We start from the raw sequence: 19,069 nt of genomic DNA, 5'->3' as shown, positions 1-19,069 counted from the left end.
CCTAAATTATGTCAGGCATCAATAAAGTTATTTTAGTAGGGCATTTGGGAAAGGATCCGGAAATCCGTCATTTAGAAGGTAACGTCACGGTAGCAAGTTTTCCGCTAGCTACCTCAGAGATGTACAATAAAGACGGGCGGAGGGTAGAGCAGACCGAATGGCATAATATTGTTATGTGGCGTGGACTGGCGGAGGTGGCTGCAAAGTACCTATTTAAAGGTAAATTGGTATATGTAGAAGGTAAGTTAAGGACGCGCACTTACGAAGATAAGGGAGGCGTGAGGCGTTACACCACCGAAGTGGTGGCCGATAATTTTACGTTGCTGGGGCGCAAAAGCGATTTCGAAAATCCAGTTAACGCAACCGATGATCCAGCCGCCAAGAAAGTAGACGATGCAAATTCCGAACCCGAGGTGGATTTCAAGGAGAATGACGGTGAAGAAGATTCCCTGTTTTGACGTACAGCTATTCCCAAAGCCGATCACTGGCCATCGATCACCGACTCCCAAAAGCCGAAAGCTAAAGAGAATTTTCATATCTTTGGCGTCATGTTGCAGGACAAAATACAGCAGTATACAGAAGAGATTGAGCGGTTTGCCCCCCAGTCTGCCCAGGAGCTGGAAGCTTTTAGATTAAAGTTTCTGGTTGCAAAAGGCATAGTTCGTGATCTTTTTGAAGAGTTTAAAACGGTATCGGCCGACCAAAAACGCGCGCTAGGCAAAACCTTGAATGAATTTAAGCAGTCGGTTGAACAGAAATACAAATTGTTTCAAGCACAATTTGCTTCAGGTACCCAGTCTTCTAAAAAGGAAATCGGGGATCTTACATTGCCCGGAGAGGGTTTCGCGGTTGGATCGCGTCATCCATTGTCTTTGGTGAGAAAGGAAATTGTGGAGATCTTTAAAAAATTGGGGTTTACGGTAGCCGAAGGGCCGGAGATTGAAGATGATTGGCATAATTTCAGTGCATTGAATTTTCCGCCGGAGCATCCCGCACGGGATATGCAGGATACCTTTTTCATCAAGAAACAAGCAGGGAATGACATCGCATTGCGTACGCATACGTCGTCCGTACAAGTTCGGATGATGGAAAACGGTACACCTCCTTTTCGCTCAATCATGCCCGGCCGGGTATACCGGAACGAGGCAATTTCGGCCCGTGCGCATTGTTTTTTCCATCAGGTTGAAGGACTGTACGTCGATAAAGGGGTGTCCTTTGCGGACCTCAAGCAAACACTTTATCATTTTGTGCAGGAGCTCTTCGGCGAAGATACCCGGGTACGTTTCCGCCCTTCTTATTTCCCGTTTACAGAACCATCTGCGGAAATGGATATCAGTTGTACAATCTGCAAAGGAAAAGGATGTACCTTGTGCAAACATACCGGATGGGTGGAAATATTGGGGTGTGGCATGGTAGATCCCAATGTGCTTGAAAACTGCGGTGTTGACAGTGCCAAATACACCGGTTTCGCATTCGGGATGGGGATTGAACGCATTACTAACCTCAAATATGAGATTAAGGATTTAAGGTTGTTTTCTGAAAATGACGTCCGTTTCCTTAGTCAGTTTGAAACGGAATTGATTTAAATGTTAAAAGTCCTGCATATTGTTTCTTTTTTTTTGCTGCTTCTTCCCTTGGCATGCAAAAAAGGAGGATGTAACGTCATTGAAAGCATCCCGGTATTAGAACAAGTTTCTATGGTCCAATATTCGCAGCTCTATATACCCAATGGCGTCGCGGTAACGGAGCGGGGGGGAGTAGCGGGATTAATCATTGTGAATACAGGAAACGGTTACATCGCATTTGACCGGTGCAGTACCGTAAATCCCGAAAAACGCTGTGCAGTTGTCGTGGAAGAAAGTGGTGTGGTGGCAAAAGATCCTTGCTCGGGCGCACGTTATCTTCTTGTCAACGGATCACCGGCCGAGTTGGCCGAATGTCCCTTGAAGCGTTACAGGGCGCGGAGAAGTGGCGAAACCATAATCGTTTCAAATTAGCAAATGGAAGCCGATAAAGTCAAAGAATCGATTAAAAAAGCGGCCCGGGAGCTATTCCGTCGCTACGGCTATAAAAAAACCAGTGTCAATGAAATCGCGCGGAAAGCAAAAATTGCCAAAGCCACCATTTATAAGTATTTTGACAGTAAAGAGCTGGTGCTGCACGCGATCCTGATGGATTACATTCAGGAGAGTGTCGACGATTTGCTCGGAAAATACAATAACCAGGCAGATCTCGAAACCTATCTGAGCAACACCATCCTGCGGGTCAGCCGCCTCACCTATACGATATGTAACGAATTCCTGGGCTGGGATTTTATCCGGGAGTCAACGAATACGCAGGAATACCTCCGTACCTTGTCAGACGACCTCGAATTCCTTCTGATCAGCTCCTTTATTAACAATACTGAAATCAGCAAAGCCGTTGAACCTGAACGATTGACCTTCCTTATTAAAGCCAGCAAAAATATTGTCTTCTCATTTGCATTCACCTCGGTCAGCGAGGCGGATGTCCGGAAAAATTTCGTCTCCTTTCAAAAAGAAATTCTGCCTTACCTCGTCAAAGCCACTGTAGACGGCAATTGAATTTATTCACCGGTTAATTCCCGCGTTTTACGGGTCACCAAGGCAGTGATGTTTTCAAGGTACTCCTTTATAAACACTAGTTCGGATAAGGAATATTTATCATGAAACGTCTCATTTTCCTGAATGAGCGAGGATAGCTGCGAGCCGAATAACTGATTGATTCGTTCCACTTGGGGGGCGATCACGATTTTTCTTCGATCCTTGGGGTCCGCTTCCCGTTTTACCAATGCCATTTTTTCCAGGCGATCAACAATTCCCGTAATGGCGCCCGCGGTTAAGCCCGCGTATTTCGCTAAGCGGATTGCAGACATAGCACCCTTTCTAAGCAAGATATCCAGGTATTTATGATCCGCACCCGATATGCCTACGTGCTGCGCGAGCGATTGATGAAATAAGACGGTTGCCGTTGACATTTCTCTGCAGGCCGCGTTGACTTCTCGGATTAATTCGCTTTTATGTTTTGATGTTTTCATGATTTTATTTACTTTAGTATGTATATTATATATTATATATATAATTTACTAAATATATAATATTTCAAATTGATTGTATAAATGCTAAATATAAGCAAATTTATATGGGCTACCAAAATATTCAATTAGACTTCAAAGCAGCAGTTGACGTACCCCGTTGGGCATTCCGTTTTTATTTGCATCACTTTTTATGGATCGCTGGCCTTTCAGTCATTCCGTCCATTGAGCGGTTTATCGTACTGTTTTTTTCGCCGGATTGGTCCAATACCACCGTTATCTTATTGGAGGTACTTGTCGAAAGCTTACGGTTCTTAGTGTTGTGGTTCATCATTAAACTGAGCATCCTGAGAGATGAGCGGTTACGTAAAATCAGCGGCCAGGAACAGTGGGTACGGATCAAGTCATTTGTTAAACACAGGTGGCTGAGTTTGGTTTTCCAGCTGATTTTCATGATCATTGCAACATTGGTTTTTGACGTTTTTCTGGAGAAAGTGGTAGGTTCCCAAATATCGGAACAGGTTAGAGATCAATACCTTGGTGTCTTATTGGCGATAAAAAATCCAACAGTTATTGCCTGGTTCCTGATTTGGTTGGTTGGGATTCCCCGGCAAATGATGCTCTATCCTCCGGCTGCATCCAGCAATCACCAATATGTTTCCGTTTAAGAACACGGATGCGTAAAAAACCCGTATCTTTGCACCCTTATGAGCAGAAGAAGAATCGCACCTGAACAACGGTCGCTATCCGATATCTCGATCACCGATATCGCCGAAGAAGGCAAAGGTGTGGGTAAAGCCGGGGAACTCGTCCTTTTCGTAGACAAAGCGATTCCGGGTGATGTGGTGGATGTGGAGTTGATGCGTAAAAAAAAGAACTTTGCCGAAGCCCGTATTTCCCGGATGATTCAACCTTCGTTGCACCGGACCACTCCTTTTTGTAAGCATTTCGGTATATGCGGCGGGTGCAAATGGCAGCATATGGAGTACGATGCCCAATTGATCTACAAGCAGAAAAGCGTAGACAATGCATTGTCGCGCTTGGGTAAAGTGGATACCTCCGAGATGGAAACGATCCTGGCTGCTCCACAGACACAGTATTACCGTAATAAACTCGAATACACATTTTCCAATAAAAGGTGGTTCACGGATGCGGAGGACGAACAGACCAGGACGCAGCCAAATGCACTGGGATTCCATGTGCCCCTACGGTTTGATAAGATATTGGATATCGAACACTGTTATTTACAGCAATCGCCATCCAACGAAATCCGGAATAAATTGCGGGCTTTTGCGCTGGAACACGAGATTTCCTTCTACGATCTACGACAGCACGAAGGGGCCCTGCGCAACCTCATTATCCGGACTGCCTCTACCGGCGAGTTGATGGTCATCGTTGTGTTTGCCTACGCCGATGCAGATACAGTGGAAAAGACCATGGCTTTCCTTCGGAATGAATTTCCGGAAATCACTTCGCTGCTTTATATCCTCAATCAGAAAAAAAACGACACCATCTTCGATCAGGATGTTCATGTTTATGCCGGGCGCGACCATATCTTTGAGGAGATGGAAGGGCTCCGGTTTAAGATCGGTGCCAAGTCATTTTATCAGACCAACTCCGCACAGGCCTACGAACTTTATAAAATTACACGTGACTTTGCCTCGTTTGAAGGGCACGAACGGGTGTACGACCTTTATACTGGAGCAGGGACAATCGCCAACTTTGTTGCACGGCACGTACGCGAAGTCATCGGTGTGGAATACGTTCCTTCGGCGATCGAAGACGCAAAAATAAATTCAGAAATAAACGGTATTGGTAATACCCGGTTCTACGCGGGAGATATGAAAGACGTTCTGACGCCGCAATTTGTTGCAGCAGCGGGCAAGCCGGATGTGGTGATCACCGACCCGCCGCGGGCGGGGATGCATCCCGATGTCGTGGCGCGCCTGTTGGAGATAGCAGCACCGAAAATAGTATATGTAAGCTGCAATGCCGCCACGCAGGCCCGTGACCTCGCTTTGCTGAATGAAAAATATGAGGTGAAGCGGATTCGGCCGGTAGATATGTTCCCCCATACACAGCACGTTGAAAACGTCGTCTTGCTCGGTTTGAAAAGGTAACGCGTGTTTTTTACTTTTTAATTTTAACTTTTTACTTTTAACCTCCCATGGAATTGCAGGATTTACTTGGAGCGCAGGCTGGCGATGACGGGCAACCCAAAAAGGAAAGCCCGTTGAAGGACCTTAAGGTTGATCTGGATTTTTATGCAGAATCTATTAAAGAGATTGCGGTGGAAATTATGGCCGAAGGCCTCTCCGCTTATCCCATCTTCATTGCCCACCAGCATGAGGTTAGCATGGGCGAGTTGATATTGGATAAAAACGAATTGGGAACCGAGTGGTCCATTCATGCGTCTACACTGGAAGAATTTGTTGAACGCGGCATTATCAAGGAGGAACGGAAAACACATTTCATTAAACAATACAAAAAGCCCGAGGATTTCATGTGTGTCTTTGTCATTGTTCCCGAAGGGGCCAATTTTGTATTCTATCCTTATAAAACCGGATAACCGGTCTTACATATAACCGCAAATGGGCATAAGAATTGCCGGGGTTAAACGTTTGGTATAAAAATGAGTCAAAGGAAACATATACATGAGGCATCTAACTAACATACTGCTGTTTGTTTCCATTTGGCTGCTTCCGGTAAAGCTGTTTGCGCAGGAGTCAGGAACCATCCGGGGTATCGTTGTAGAAGCGGGTACCGCCAAACGGCTGGGAGGTGTGACCCTTACGAACAAGAATACCGGTCAAAGTTCAGTTTCCAGTGGCTTGGGGACGTTCGAAATCCGGGTCACCGTAGGAGATACACTGGTGGCTAACAGCATGGGCTATCAATCTGCGGCAACCGAGATAAAGACGTTAAGCGATATATTGATTGATATGACACCGGGGAGTATTCTGCTGGAACAGGTGGATGTAAATCGGATGAGCAAAGAAGCCGAGCTCCGCGATGCCATGCGTGGATACCGCAAACAGGGCGTTTATTTTGATGGAAAGCCGCCTGCATTGGCTTATATCTTCAATCCCATCACTTCCTTGTATGAATTGTTGGGGCGGACACCGCGGAATGCAAGGCGTTTCGGTAATTACATGGAAAAAGAACTTGCCGAAACAGACGTAGATCGGAAATTCAGCCGGGGGAAAATCCAGGAACTAACCGGCATGGAAGGGGACGACCTCACCAATTTTATGATTTGGTACCGGCCGTCTTTTGAAAAAGTACAATACTGGGGTGAGTATGACATTACAGCCTATATCGTCCAATCCTTTAAACAATTTGACCGCGATGGCCGGCCGGCAGCTCCCAAACTTCCCAAATTAGAAGCCGAACCCAATTAAGCGGTATCGGTTGGCGACAGCAGCAATGCAACCTGTAAATCGGTGTGTATCTGTTCAATCGGTGCGATCTGTGTTTCGTATCTCTGTTTTGGCATTGGGTTTGCATTTGATCACATAAACAAAAAGGAAGAGATATGATAACGAATCGAAAAATAGCACTGTTTGGACTTTCCGTAGCTACATCGGCCATGTTGCTGGGAAGCTGCAGTACGATACAGTCCATGAGTAATACCCAAAAAGGAGCTGCCACGGGCGCAGTGGCAGGTGGTGCTTTGGGTGCAATTATCGGAAAAAAAGCAGGTAATACGGCGGTTGGTGTACTGGCGGGAGCTGCCTTAGGTGGTGTGGCCGGTGGACTGATCGGTAAAAAAATGGATAAACAAGCCGCTGAGATTGAACGTACTGTGGCAGGTGCAGAAGTGATTAAAGCAGATGAAGGCATCATTGTGAAATTTGACTCGGGTATCCTGTTTGACTTTGATAAAACCGATTTGAAGCCGGACGCAAAAACAAACATTGCTAAGCTGGTTGAGAATTTAAACGATAATCCGGATACCGATATTTTAGTGATCGGACACACAGACAATAAGGGAACAGACGCTTACAATCAAGGGTTATCAGAACGCCGGGCAAAATCGGTAAAAAGCTATGCAGTCTCTCAGGGACTTGCCGGCCGGCGGATTAAAACCGAAGGCAAGAGCTTCCATGAACCCATTGCCGATAACAATACCGAAGCGGGGCGGGCACAAAACCGCCGTGTGGAAATTGTGATTGTAGCCAATGACAAGATGAGAAAAGAGGCCAAGGAAGAAGCGGGTGTATAAGTAGTGATGGCTTTTTTTAAAATGCGGCTTAGCAAGAGCCGCATTTTTTATGCTCCCCAGGCGGTAATCATAAGCCTCCGCCTCCCCCCATGATTCCGGTGTTCGCACAGATACACGCCCTGCCAGGTTCCCAAAGCAAGCTTTCCCTCCTGAATCGGAATACTTACAGAAGCTCCCATTAACGATGATTTAAGATGCGCAGGCATGTCGTCCGATCCTTCGTAATCATGCCGGTAATCGGGATCATTTTCGGGAACCGCTTTGTTGAAGTACGTTTCGAAGTCGATCCGTACCGTAGGATCCGCATTTTCGTTGACCGTCAATGAGGCCGATGTATGCTGAATAAAAACTTGGCACATACCAGCTTTCCAATGTGAGATCGCCGATAAGCAGCCCGCTATTTCCGAAGTGATCAGGTGAAACCCACGGGGCCGTTCACGCAGTGTTATTTGTCGCTGAAAAATTTCCATAAACCTGAAAGGATGAATCGAATTACATCGTTAACTGCCAGAAACAACAAATATATGCTATATTTACGGTTGTGAATAGAAAAGGCATGTCTGTTTTTTGGGCACTGTATGCATTTTTTTTCGCGGTGCCCTTCCCAATGATTCTCTACTACAGTATTAATTATGCAGGTGGAGAACGATCCGCCCTTTCGTTGTCCGGCCCATATTTGGCACTTACCTATTTGTCGGTATCGGTGCTGCTATGGACCTATTGGCTGGCTCGCATATTCCGGAAGTGGGTTCTGCAACCGCTTAGGGATGAGCATCGCACACGGCGGTTGGTGCGTGAGGGGATGCTACGCGACGCAGCGGTGATTGCATCAAAGGCCACGGGAAAAATGATACAGGGGCATCCGCAGCTATCGGTCACCCTTCGTTTCGGCAACTTGGCCGGAACACCAATACAAGAAACCCTGTCAATCGTTGATACACGGCCGGCTCAACGGCGGTTTGATGTGGGGAAATCCGTACGCCTACGGATAAGTAGGGATTTGGGTACGCTTCCTGTGCTTGCGATAGATGGCTCGGAAGTACAGAAAGACCAAGGGCGCTGGCTGTTGGCCATCCTAGGGTGGCTGTTACTATTAGCAGCGGTGATAGCTTATTATCTATTGAGCTACCATTATGAACACGGAGGCACCGGATGGCGGTTCCTTGTCTTTTTCCATCCATTGCTGATCTGCCCGCTTACGCTACTGGGCATAGGGTGGCTCTTCGGCGGAGGAATCGGGAAGTTATTTTTGGGAACCGGAGACGTGTTGACACTGAAATATGGTGGGTATCGGACAGAAGCACGGCTGCTGGATGCTCAGCAGACAGGGACCTATATCAACGAACAGCCTCAGGTTCGTTTTGAGTTGGAATATGAGGATGTACAGGGAATTACGCACCGGGCGACCGTGAAAAAAGTGATCAGCTTGTTGGACATGAGTATAACCAAAACACCGGTTATACCTATTTTTTACTTGGCCAACCAACCTCAAAAGGTAGTATTTGCCGCCGATCTGGAGGGTTAAAAGTATATCCAATATGAAAAGATGTTTGCATATAATAGTAGCTCCTGGCATATGGATTTGCCCATTCCTCCTTTTTATCAGCTGCCAGCAGTTATCGCAAAGTATCACAGATACATTCAATACCAAGCCTGAAGAAGCCATGCAAAGGGGTTCTGATGAACGCATCACCGGTTTCGTGACCGATGCGGCTGCACTTAATCGTGCCGAAAGGCTACTACGCGAATTGCCCCAATACAGTGGCAAATCCATATACCTGTATGCCGACATCCATTTCTACGACGATGGGCGCATTATGGCCAAATTACAGCACCCCGAGAAGCCCGATTATGTCGATGCGTACAACTATCAGGGCGGTCAGTGGAGCGGCCCCATACCGGTACAGCTTTCCGTACACGATAACATACTGGAAAGATTGGTGGCTCTTGACAGCGTACCCCTGCAAACGGCCGCCAAGGTGGTTGCAAATTATAACGAAAAAGCAGCGTCCATAGCGGGTGCATCTTCAACAGACCACGTCTACTTGATTATCCATCACGGCATTACCCGCTGGTATCCCAACCGGATAGACGGTTCACGTGAAGCGTGGGATGTATTTTTCAACCTGGATGGCTCGATTGCTTCTTTCGTGAGGAATTGATCCAACCTTTCCGCGTACTACAATTGTGGTATATACAGTTGTAGCCTAATCCTCCATCTTTGATCTGTTATTTTCAACTTTCTTGTTGACCTTTTGGATACTCGTCCGATAGGTTTCAAGAATATCTCCATTAAACACAATTAACAACCACTCAGGTTATGGAAAGAACAGTAAAACAGTATCAGATCAAGTACAAGGGAGGCACGAAGGCAAATCAGATGGAAACGTTTGATTTTACGTTGCCCGAATTGCGGATCGGGCGTGATCCACAGAGTGAGATCCGGTTTGACCCCGAACGCGAGCTAGTGGTCAGTCGGCAACACGCACGGATTGTCCGGCAGCCGGACGGCCGGATAACGATCGAAGATAACCGATCGCGGAATGGACTGTATGTAAATGGTCGCCGGATAACAGGCAGTACAGAACTGAGTCCCGGTGACGAGGTACAGTTGGGCAACAACGGCCCCACCTTTATTTTTGACCTCGACCCGCGTCCGGTCCCTGTAGCCATGCCTACACAGGTCATCGACATCCCATCGCCCACCGGTGTATTCGATGCCCAACAGGTCATGGACTATGTGCCTGCTGGGCGGCAAAGAGCAAAAACAATAGGGTGGTTTGCGATACCCGTTGTTTTTCTGCTGGCGGCGGCTGCAATGCTCTGGATGGGGTTCACCAGGGAAACGGCCGTGTCGAAGATGGTGGGCGATGGGGAATTGGACATTCAGATTTTCCCCTTGCAGGCGATGATGCCTGCGGCCTACAAGGTCTATGCGAACCCCATGGCTCTTGACGGACGGTTTTACTTTTGCAAGGTAGTCGTCGACAACAAGGGCAGCGGTGAACTGCAGGATGTCAAAGTGGATTATTCGGTTCCCGGCTACATTGATTGGACTACGGCCGATGAGATCAGGTATATTCTACCGGGTGGAGCTTCCGTGGTGGCCATCTATCCGCAGTTTCCCCAACGGGTAGTGGAAAAAACCACACAATCGAGCGAACGGATGCAGATACGCATCACATACATGAATAGTGGGAAACTGGAAAAATATGAAAAAACCTATCCCTTCCAGATGCTGAGCCGCAACGACTACATGTATACCAATATTCCCGTCAATGAAATCAGGGGGCAGCAGGACATGGAAGACAACAACGACCTGGCGCCCGTATTCATCACGCCCCAAGACCCTATCGTTAAATATTATACACAGCAGGTGCAGGAAAAAGTACTCGGGGGTGCAACCGCAGGTGTGAGTCAGAATCCACAGGAAGTGGTGCGGTTTATGATGGGGGTGTACGAAGCTACGCGGCGTACGGGCATGGTCTATAGCGGCACCAGCGGTGCCCAGCAGGAGATAGGCGATATTGTCAGCACCCAACAGAAAGTGCGGTTGCCCCGTGAGGTGATCACGGGCAATACCGGGCTTTGCATTGAGATGGCATTTCTCTATGCGAGCGTTTTTGCCAGTGAAGGACTGGATCCCGTGATTTTCTTTGTCCCCGGTCATGCCTATCCCGGTGTGCGGGTGAATGGTCAGTACCTGGCTATCGAGGCTACCGCCGTGGGGGGAGCAGGACTGGGCTACATTGCTACGGCCGATCAGGCTTTTGAGACCGGCATGAAGCAGCTCAACGAATTCATGCAAAAAGCCCAGCAGGGAGCACCGGGCTACTCGCTTATCGACGTGAAGCAACTGATCAATAGCGGAGTCCATCCCATGGAACTTACAGACGACAATTTCATGCGTATAAAAGTGGATCAACTGGCGCAGCGGATGGCCCTGGGTGGTCCATTGGTTTTCCAACAGCAACAAACACAACAACAATTGTAAACTCAACGATAATAATTATGAAGAATTTAGTTGCCTTGATCGCCCTGGTGGTGGTCACTACATTGCTGGCAATGGGCCAACAGACAGTGAAGGAACCGCTGATTTTCAACAGCGAAGCACATATCGATTCAGCGGGTAATGCTACATTCGTAATTTCGGGAAAGCTTAATGCCATGCAATGGCAATGGTGGAACTATTCCTATGGAGCCGGTAACGCTTCTAACCTGAAACGCAATATTGAGAAGTCGTTGAGCTCATTGTACCTCTTCGATTTTAAATACGAACCCAATGAGATGGACCGTAGCTTCCGGCTGACCTATAAAGCGAAAGGTGTGGTGAGGTACCTCGGTAAAGACAACTGGTTGGCCGAATTGGGTTTGCGTGAAACACAACCCATAAAGATCACGGAAAACAGTTTCACCGCCACGCTTTCCCAAAACATGGGATACAATGTATTGCAGACAAACATGCGGGTTACGCTGCCCGCGGATGTCACGGGGATGGAATTTGATAAAGACGAATTCAATTATGTTACCATCCAATACAAACGGCCAACGGAGCGTGTAACGACCGTTGGCGATGCGGGTATGAAGACTGCCGGATACTCCCTGTTGGGAGCCGCATTGCTGTCGATGGCGGGGGTGGTATTACTGCGCAAGCAATCACACAGCTAATGGCCTGGGGTCCATGGTTTGGAAAGCGCAAGCGTAACCCCCCTGCATGGGTCACGCTGGAAAATACGGGTTGTGCCGGCGTTTTAGGTATTGATATCGCTACCGATGTGGGTAACGTCCGGTCCAATAACGAAGACCGCGCAGTTGTTGTATATCCCAAAGATGGGCGCACACCCGAGGAAATTGAAATCATGCTGATGCTGGCCGACGGTATGGGTGGACACAATAGTGGCGAGATAGCCAGCAAGATAGCGGTAGAACGTGTAGCACAACTTTTCTTTGGTAGCACCGGCCGGATATTGGATCGGCTCAGGGACGCTTTTCGGTCGGCCAATGCGGAAATCTACCAGACTGGACAGGCGGAGGAGCACAAGGGAATGGGAACCACCTGCACGGCTTTAGTTGCGGTGGCCGATACGTTGTATGTCGCTCATGTAGGCGACAGCCGGGCCTATCGCTTGCACCAGGGGGAACTGACGCAGTTGACAGTCGACCAAACATATGTGCAATACCTCGTGCAAACGGGTAAGATAAATCACGATGAGGCATTGAAGCATCCCAAAAGAAACATCTTAACACAGGCATTGGGTGCTTCGGCAACGATAACTCCCGAAATATGCTGCAAGAAAGGCTGTTTAATGCCCGGCGACATCTTTCTCCTCTGCTCGGACGGGCTGTATGAGTACTTATCAGATGAAGAGATACTCACTTACCTGGATGAAGATATGGGCAGTGGAATGGCCCAGAATATGGTAGACGAGGCGAAACGCCGTGGCGGGCATGATAACATTACGGTACTGTTGGCCCGGGTGCAACCACGTGAACAAGAAAGCAACGCCAAAGCAACGCGGGAATCGCCTCAAAACAGTACATCAAATCCCTAAGATGATGATTGGAAAAACAATACAGGGCTATCGGGTAGATGCGCTTTTAGGCGAAGGGGGTATGGGCAAAGTTTACCTGGCTACGGATCTGGCACTGGACCGGAAGGTGGCCATCAAAAACCTCAATGCCAATCTGGTGTACGATGCGACTTTTCTAGAACGCTTTACGAATGAGGCCCGCATATTGAGCCGGCTGTCACATCCCAATATCGCATTGCTGTATAATTACGTCCAACAGGGCAGCGATCATTACATGGTTATGGAATACGTGGAGGGGGATAACATGGATGCTTACGTGCATAGGCATGGAGCCTTATCACCCCAACTGTTGGTGCCTATATTGGTTGCATTGCTGGAAGGGCTGGGATATGCACACCAAAAAGGGGTGCTGCACCGCGACATCAAACCGGCGAATCTCATGCTGACTCCCGATGGCTCTGTAAAAATCATGGACTTTGGCATCGCCCGGATTTCAGACCAGGCCAACCGATTGACTAAAGTGAAAAGCGTCATCGGTACGCTGGATTACCTTGCCCCGGAACTGATCCAGGGAGGCGAACCTTCCCCCGCTTCGGATTGCTATGCATTAGGGGTAGTGGCATACGAATTAGCTACCGGGGGCATATTGCCCTTTAAGGGAACAAGTGAGTTCGCATTGATGCAGGCCATCATCAAAGGGAAGCCACTTCCATCGGACAAGCTAAATAAGGCGGTACCACGAAAACTAGCAAGCATTATCGGAAAAGCCATGGAGGCCGATTCTACGGCACGTTTTGGCGATACAAACCAGTTCCGCCACGCATTACTCAATGCGTTTCCACACGATTGGACGATCAATCTGCATCGCGTGAAACCCGCTCCTGTACCGACAACCGTAATGCCGGCGGTATCACGGATACCGCCGGCCAACCTAGCCCATACGAAGGTGCCGGAGCCCACAAAGATAAGTACCCCCTTAGCTGTGCAACCGATGGATAACCCGCACTGGAGACAGCGCTATCGTTATGGGGTGTATGCAGCCGGAGCGGCCGCCGCAATGTTGGCGGTCATTGCATTGGTGTTCTTGCTTTGGCCAAGCGGCCAACAGACCGCTGGTGAGCAAGACCAAGTATCATCCGTTCATGTACCCGGCGAGGGGGTGCGTTCGCTTGGGCAATCGGCTTCTGGAGAGGATGCTATGGGGTCGGATCCCATAGCGGAGGCCCATGTGCAGCAAGATGTACAGCAGCTGTTAGCCGCTACCGGAGGGCAGCCTTCGGTAAGTTCAGCCGAGTCCGAAAGCCCGGCTGAGGAGTCGCGTAGCCCCCGGCAACCCAGCGGAAGCAAACCGGAGAATGAACCGGCACCTGTGATAAAAACAGTAGAAGAACCGGCGACAATAGAAAAGGAACCTGAAGAAATTCCGGATACACGGCTGCCCTCCAACCCCGAAAGCGAAACAAATCCGGGGTCTGACCGCACACCAGCCACCATGGTACTTGATGGACCCATTGCCGTAAACTTGCGACTCCGGGGTAAACTGGAAGAAACCCACTTGGAAAAAGGCAAAGTACTCTCGTTTTCGGTTACTAAACCTGTTACCTACCGCGGATATACAATTATCCCTACAGGCGCGTTGGCAACAGCGGAGATCCGCCGGGTGGGTTCGAAACAGGTCAGTATCCGGTTCAATAACGTAAGCAGTGTCAGCGGACGCACCATTCCTTTCGCGAAAAGCGAACTCAGCGGCAAGCGCTCGGATATGCTAGCGTCTCCAGATTTTGTGGTGATGCTTGAAAAGGGAGTTACGGTGCCGTGAATAGGAGAAAGGAATCAAAAAATAAACAAAAACAAAGAAAATGAAACAATTACTAGTATCAGTGCTCGTCACAGCAGTTGGTTGCCTGGCTGCCAACGGGCAAATTATGCAACGCTCCTCCGTCAAAGGGCTGAATGTAGCAGCCGGCGCTAATTTAATGGGATGGAGTTCGGAATACTACGAATTCCTCTCCGAAAATGCCGGCAGTGGCTACGGGGCAGGAGTAACGGCCAGTTACGGTATTACCGAACTGATCGAGCCCTACTTAGGTTTTTCCTATTCCTCCATTGCCGTGGGCGACGTAGATGCGCAATCCATGTCGATGCGCCAGTTAGATGTTGGCTTGCGGCTCAACTTTCTCGGAACGATCCATGCGTGGCGGCCTTTTGTCCAGGCGGGTTACAGCAACCGGGTATTGGGGATGAATGAAATCAGCTACGATATGGGATACGCCGATGTGCAGGTAAAATCACATGCACCGCATGTAGGGGGTGGTATTGCGTATTTCTTTAATCCGATGTGGGCGGTATATGCAAAAGGACTTTTCACCCTAGAAGGGAAAAACAGCGAATATTTCGACGGCCAACGTACCGGTGAGGAACCGGATATTACGGCATTCCGGGTGACGGTAGGGATAAAGTGCAACATTCAATCTCTGCTGAATTAACTACATCAACCGTTCTATGTGTTTAGTGAAGTGCCCTCCTGCCTGGGAGGGCGCATTTTATATAATGGAAAAAATAACTCGTATCGATTGTCCGGTAGTTGACGAATGGGTGGGGCTTTTTTGGTTAGGACGGTGTTTTTATTGATGACGTTTTTAGATGTTTACGATAGCCGGGTATATATAAGGTTTAACAAGAACAAAAACGAAGACCATGAAACAATTACTTTTTGTGCTAAGCGCACTGTTTATTACCTCATCACTGTTTACGGCCTGTAAAAAAAAGGAGTTAGCTGATACCGAAGAAGAATGTGAACTCACGGTTGCAGCGCTGGCGGGAAAATACAAAATAGTCGCGGCTAGCTACGTTGAGGCGAGCGGCGATCGCGATGTACTCCACGAAATTTATGACGACTGCGAGTTGGACGATATCAACGAATTGAAAGCAGATAAAACATTCGTTTACACCGATGGGGGAGAAAAATGTGACCCGGATGGAAGCACTTCGGGCACGTGGGATGTAAACACAAACAGCCGTATACTGATACTGAACACGGGAACGTCTACGATTTTAAGTTTTAACTGTAAGGAGCTGGTGGTCACTTACCGGGACGACGCCGGCAACATCGTAAAGGAAACCTATCGAAAACAATAGAAACTGTGGAGCATCGCCGTGGTGCTGCAACGCTAGAAAAAACAGTTTTATGAGGGGGCTTCGGGTTGGGAGGCACCCTTTTTTTGATTTTTCTTATTTAGCTGTTATCCTCGTTTGATGACCTTTTTTAAATCTACCGATATAAATGAAAATAACGTTTAACTCATGGCACCAATAACAACAACATTTTGCACATGGCTCAACAAACTATCTCACATAAATCAAAAAGCAATGAAACAATTTACTTCCGCCATGTTATTTATGGTTTTAACAACAGCCTTACAGGCACAGGACATTCATTTTGGAGTGACCGCAGGCCCCAATTTAAGTGCCGTAAACGTAAGCGGCGAAGACGTCGAACAACCCAAATCAGTCATCGGCTTTCAGATTGGCGGATTTGCCGAATTCGGGCTGTCAGATAAGATCAGCCTGCGCCCTGAGTTGCAGTACAGCATTTTGGGGTATAAGTTTGCACCCGAGGAAGATCTGTACGGATTTCGCCTCAGATCCAGTTACATTACCCTTCCGGTGATGGTGGCATACAGCATCTCAGAGAAACTGAAAGTAGGCCTCGTGCCCTATGTTGCGACAAAACTTGTCGCCAAGTACAAATTCATTCCATATGGGGAAGAAGATGTAGAAAATGAGGAAGAAGGATATTTTGACTATTCCGATGCCGACAACGATGAGTTCAAAACAGTGGATTTTGGATTGGGAGCAGGCCTTGGCTATCAGATACTGCCCAAGTTTGGCGTCAATTTACGCTACAACCACGGGCTGGCCAATATTTTCAAAGTAGAAGGTACAGACGGGTCAAAGGCCTATAACCGCCTTTTTACCTTAGGTCTGAGCTATAGCATCCAATAACTAAATCCATACGGACATGAAAACAATCAAACTTGTACTATGCCTGTCCATACTCATGATGATAGGCTGCAAAAAAGATGACGAATCTGCTCAGAAAGAAGAAATTCAGGAAAAGAAAATCCAAGAAATTATTCCGGGCAACTACCTTAATGTACTCAAAGAAATGGGCATGCCCATCCACGAAGGAATCAATCCGCCAGACATCACCGGCATTTATCATATAAGCCCTATTATGTTGCTTAAAACCAACATCACAAGTGCAGGTGAATATGAAGTTGGACACCGTTTTGCAGATGGGAGATACAGCTTCTCTTCGTTGAACAAAAATGATTTTACATTGAAAGTGGCAAGCAAGCAAGGCCCCGGTAACAGTGAAAGTACGATTGCTGCCATATCCGGTTCAGGCAGCCATTTTACGGTATATGCGATGGAAATTTCGACGAGCGGAACCAATTCAGCGATATTTGCTTACCTGTACTCGGGTATCCTGGAGGGCTCTTCCATCAAAGATTTCAAAATGGCATTCATCAATGTGGACAACAGCAACGGTGGAATACAATTTATCAAAGAAGGAGAGGCTCGCATAACACATGACGAGGACGGGATTTCGGAACGCGTAAACTCACTTGATATCACGGCTAAAACCACAAAAATATTGGAAATCAACCCAGCGGCTGTCACCGGCCTTTCACAAATGCAAAGTTCGGTAAGATAATGGTCCATGCAAACAAAAGACAGCGAAAAGGTAAACATGAGCTACCCGGAAGGGCGCTCTTTTTTCCCTGTTACCTTGAGATGTCCTGGACCACATCACATTCGGAAAGACGCCCCGGAACATTGCCCGATTTTGATGACCTTTTTTTAAATCTACCGGTATAAATAAAAATAACATCCAACTCATGGCAACAATAACAACAACATTTCGCACATGGCTATCGGTCCTCGCGGTAGTCCTCGTATTGGCATCTTGTTCAAAAGACAACGAGCCCCCTCTGGAAAAAGAAGACGCACAAACACCGATTGCAGAAGTAGATCAGCGGATGGAAAAATTCCTCTCAGACAATGGTTTCCCCGGTGTCTCCCTTGCCGTGAGCAAAAACGGCAAACTGGTCTACCGGAAGGGATATGGCCTTGCCGATAAAGAAAGCGGTGCGGAAGTGACTGTTGACTCACGGTTTCGCATAGCCAGTGTAAGCAAGCTGATCACGTCAGCCGCCGTTATGAAACTGATTCAGGATGGTAAGCTTTCTATCAATCAAAAAGTTTTTGGAACGAGTGGGATATTGGGTACGGAATATGGTACCCAACCCTACAAAACCTACGTGACGGCCATCACACTCAGCGACTTGTTGCACCATACCATCGGTGGTTGGGGCCAGGATAATGACCCCGCTTTTTTCGACAAGAACCTGAACACAACCGATGTCATCAACTGGACGTTGGATAACCTGGCATTGTCCAAAGCACCGGGATCAGCCTTTGCTTATAGTAACTTCGGCTACATGCTGTTGGCCCGGATCATCGAAAAAACCAGTGGGATCTCGTATGAGCAATACGTGAAAAGTGAGCTGTTGGATCAGGTAGGAGCGGAAAAAACGACCATTGCGGGTGCATTACTCGCAGACCGACAGGCAGACGAAGTGAAGTATTACGGCCAAGGGGGAGATACCGACTACGTTTACGATTACACACAGTTTACCCGGGGCAATGGAGCCATGGGTTGGCTCAGTACGCCCACCGATCTATTGCGCTTTGCCAATGCGGTAGATGGCTTGCCGACGCGCCCCGATCTGTTGGATGCGAATGCAATAGCGACCATGACATCGACAACCCCAGCAAGCATTGGCTGGGGATGGCATTTTGGCTGCGGATGGGTGGTGGAGGGTGATGAATGGTTTTGGTGGGGTAGCCTGCCCGGCACGTTTGCGATACTCTACCGCAACGGTAATGGCATCTGTATCGCCGCAACCGCTAACGGACGCCGTCAGCCGACTCCAGAAAACGGGTTGAATAGTTTTATCGGAATCGTTAACTACATAACGTTCGATGGTGGGATCCCTTGGCAGGATATCGATCAATTTTGATGACCTTTTTAAGATTTAACGATTATAAGGATATATACAAAAAGAGATATAAGATGTCAAGACGGATATATTCACAGAAATAGGGGCTTTTTATTTTTTATACCCTGTGTTTTAATTAAGAAATAGAATTATGAAGAATTAAATTTAAATTAGCCGGAAAACTTTTGGAGAC

22 protein-coding genes are annotated in these 19,069 nt (G+C 47.8%); 20 read left to right on the top strand and 2 right to left on the bottom strand.

Features of this window, described 5'->3' with window-relative positions; genetic code table 11:
- Nucleotides 1-8: 8 nt before the first annotated feature.
- The 4 genes from IEX60_RS06915 (at nt 9) to IEX60_RS06900 (ending at nt 2,582) form a co-directional block, all read left to right on the top strand.
- A complete protein-coding gene (locus IEX60_RS06915) occupies nt 9-458 on the top strand; it encodes a single-stranded DNA-binding protein (RefSeq protein ID WP_188748869.1) in 450 nt (149 codons plus the stop codon).
- A 90-nt stretch (nt 459-548) separates the two neighbouring features.
- Nucleotides 549-1,586, top strand: coding sequence for a phenylalanine--tRNA ligase subunit alpha (pheS, locus tag IEX60_RS06910; protein WP_188748868.1), 1,038 nt, complete (start codon nt 549-551; stop codon nt 1,584-1,586).
- A gap of 111 nt (nt 1,587-1,697) precedes the next feature.
- A complete protein-coding gene (locus tag IEX60_RS06905; protein ID WP_188748866.1) occupies nt 1,698-1,997 on the top strand; it encodes a Rieske (2Fe-2S) protein in 300 nt (99 codons plus the stop codon).
- 3 nt (nt 1,998-2,000) lie between these two features.
- Complete coding sequence (locus IEX60_RS06900; protein WP_188748864.1) at nt 2,001-2,582, top strand: TetR/AcrR family transcriptional regulator; 582 nt, start codon at nt 2,001-2,003, stop codon at nt 2,580-2,582.
- A gap of 2 nt (nt 2,583-2,584) precedes the next feature.
- On the opposite strand, the gene IEX60_RS06895 is transcribed toward IEX60_RS06900, so the two are convergent.
- Entirely contained in the window at nt 2,585-3,055 is a 471-nt protein-coding gene (locus IEX60_RS06895) for a MarR family winged helix-turn-helix transcriptional regulator (RefSeq protein WP_188748862.1), read from the bottom strand.
- 104 nt (nt 3,056-3,159) lie between these two features.
- Here IEX60_RS06895 and IEX60_RS06890 point away from each other — a divergent pair, with 104 nt between their 5' ends.
- From IEX60_RS06890 to IEX60_RS06870, 5 genes are all read left to right on the top strand, one after another.
- A complete protein-coding gene (locus tag IEX60_RS06890; RefSeq protein WP_188748860.1) occupies nt 3,160-3,720 on the top strand; it encodes a hypothetical protein in 561 nt (186 codons plus the stop codon).
- A 39-nt stretch (nt 3,721-3,759) separates the two neighbouring features.
- The gene (gene rlmD, locus IEX60_RS06885; RefSeq protein WP_188748858.1) at nt 3,760-5,172 is read left to right on the top strand and encodes a 23S rRNA (uracil(1939)-C(5))-methyltransferase RlmD; all 1,413 of its coding nucleotides are present in this window, start codon (nt 3,760-3,762) and stop codon (nt 5,170-5,172) included.
- 47 nt (nt 5,173-5,219) lie between these two features.
- Nucleotides 5,220-5,621, top strand: coding sequence for a hypothetical protein (locus tag IEX60_RS06880; RefSeq protein WP_188748856.1), 402 nt, complete (start codon nt 5,220-5,222; stop codon nt 5,619-5,621).
- An 85-nt stretch (nt 5,622-5,706) separates the two neighbouring features.
- Nucleotides 5,707-6,453, top strand: coding sequence for a peptidase associated/transthyretin-like domain-containing protein (locus IEX60_RS06875; RefSeq protein ID WP_188748853.1), 747 nt, complete (start codon nt 5,707-5,709; stop codon nt 6,451-6,453).
- A 134-nt stretch (nt 6,454-6,587) separates the two neighbouring features.
- Entirely contained in the window at nt 6,588-7,277 is a 690-nt protein-coding gene (locus IEX60_RS06870) for a YiaD family glycine zipper/OmpA-like lipoprotein (protein WP_188748851.1), read from the top strand.
- 47 nt (nt 7,278-7,324) lie between these two features.
- Here the strand turns inward: IEX60_RS06870 and IEX60_RS06865 are convergent, their stop codons facing one another.
- On the bottom strand, nt 7,325-7,747 hold the full coding sequence (locus IEX60_RS06865) for a secondary thiamine-phosphate synthase enzyme YjbQ (RefSeq protein ID WP_188748849.1): 423 nt from the start codon (nt 7,745-7,747) through the stop codon (nt 7,325-7,327).
- 86 nt (nt 7,748-7,833) lie between these two features.
- On the opposite strand from IEX60_RS06865, the gene IEX60_RS06860 reads away from it, so the two are divergent.
- The 11 genes from IEX60_RS06860 to IEX60_RS06810 all read left to right on the top strand — a co-directional run bounded on the left by IEX60_RS06860 (nt 7,834) and on the right by IEX60_RS06810 (nt 18,897).
- Nucleotides 7,834-8,802, top strand: coding sequence for a hypothetical protein (locus IEX60_RS06860; RefSeq protein WP_188748847.1), 969 nt, complete (start codon nt 7,834-7,836; stop codon nt 8,800-8,802).
- A 139-nt stretch (nt 8,803-8,941) separates the two neighbouring features.
- Nucleotides 8,942-9,439 carry a hypothetical protein gene (locus IEX60_RS06855; protein WP_188748846.1) on the top strand — a complete coding sequence of 166 codons (498 nt, stop codon included), beginning with the start codon at nt 8,942-8,944 and terminating at the stop codon, nt 9,437-9,439.
- Nucleotides 9,440-9,597: 158 nt separating this feature from the next.
- Nucleotides 9,598-11,271 carry an FHA domain-containing protein gene (locus IEX60_RS06850; protein WP_188748845.1) on the top strand — a complete coding sequence of 558 codons (1,674 nt, stop codon included), beginning with the start codon at nt 9,598-9,600 and terminating at the stop codon, nt 11,269-11,271.
- Nucleotides 11,272-11,288: 17 nt separating this feature from the next.
- The gene (locus tag IEX60_RS06845) at nt 11,289-11,945 is read left to right on the top strand and encodes a hypothetical protein (protein ID WP_188748844.1); all 657 of its coding nucleotides are present in this window, start codon (nt 11,289-11,291) and stop codon (nt 11,943-11,945) included.
- Entirely contained in the window at nt 11,945-12,829 is an 885-nt protein-coding gene (locus tag IEX60_RS06840; RefSeq protein ID WP_188748843.1) for a Stp1/IreP family PP2C-type Ser/Thr phosphatase, read from the top strand. The genes IEX60_RS06845 and IEX60_RS06840 overlap by 1 nt, the downstream gene beginning before the upstream one ends.
- A gap of 1 nt (nt 12,830) precedes the next feature.
- The gene (locus IEX60_RS06835) at nt 12,831-14,627 is read left to right on the top strand and encodes a serine/threonine protein kinase (protein ID WP_188748842.1); all 1,797 of its coding nucleotides are present in this window, start codon (nt 12,831-12,833) and stop codon (nt 14,625-14,627) included.
- 40 nt (nt 14,628-14,667) lie between these two features.
- Nucleotides 14,668-15,294: a putative outer membrane beta-barrel protein gene (locus IEX60_RS06830; protein ID WP_188748841.1), complete on the top strand. Its 627-nt coding sequence runs from the start codon at nt 14,668-14,670 to the stop codon at nt 15,292-15,294.
- Between the two features lie 211 nt (nt 15,295-15,505).
- Nucleotides 15,506-15,946, top strand: coding sequence for a lipocalin-like domain-containing protein (locus IEX60_RS06825; protein WP_188748840.1), 441 nt, complete (start codon nt 15,506-15,508; stop codon nt 15,944-15,946).
- 231 nt (nt 15,947-16,177) lie between these two features.
- Nucleotides 16,178-16,813 carry a porin family protein gene (locus tag IEX60_RS06820; protein WP_188748839.1) on the top strand — a complete coding sequence of 212 codons (636 nt, stop codon included), beginning with the start codon at nt 16,178-16,180 and terminating at the stop codon, nt 16,811-16,813.
- 16 nt (nt 16,814-16,829) lie between these two features.
- Entirely contained in the window at nt 16,830-17,528 is a 699-nt protein-coding gene (locus IEX60_RS06815) for a hypothetical protein (protein ID WP_188748838.1), read from the top strand.
- A gap of 184 nt (nt 17,529-17,712) precedes the next feature.
- Nucleotides 17,713-18,897, top strand: a complete 1,185-nt coding sequence (locus tag IEX60_RS06810) for a serine hydrolase domain-containing protein (protein ID WP_188748836.1) — start codon at nt 17,713-17,715, stop codon at nt 18,895-18,897.
- The last annotated feature ends 172 nt before the right edge of the window (nt 18,898-19,069 follow it).

The organism is Parapedobacter defluvii (assembly GCF_014642075.1).
Classification (GTDB): Bacteria; Bacteroidota; Bacteroidia; order Sphingobacteriales; family Sphingobacteriaceae; genus Parapedobacter; species Parapedobacter defluvii.
Note: the sequence above shows the minus strand (reverse complement) of the source record. Positions and strands in the feature narration are given on the sequence as shown.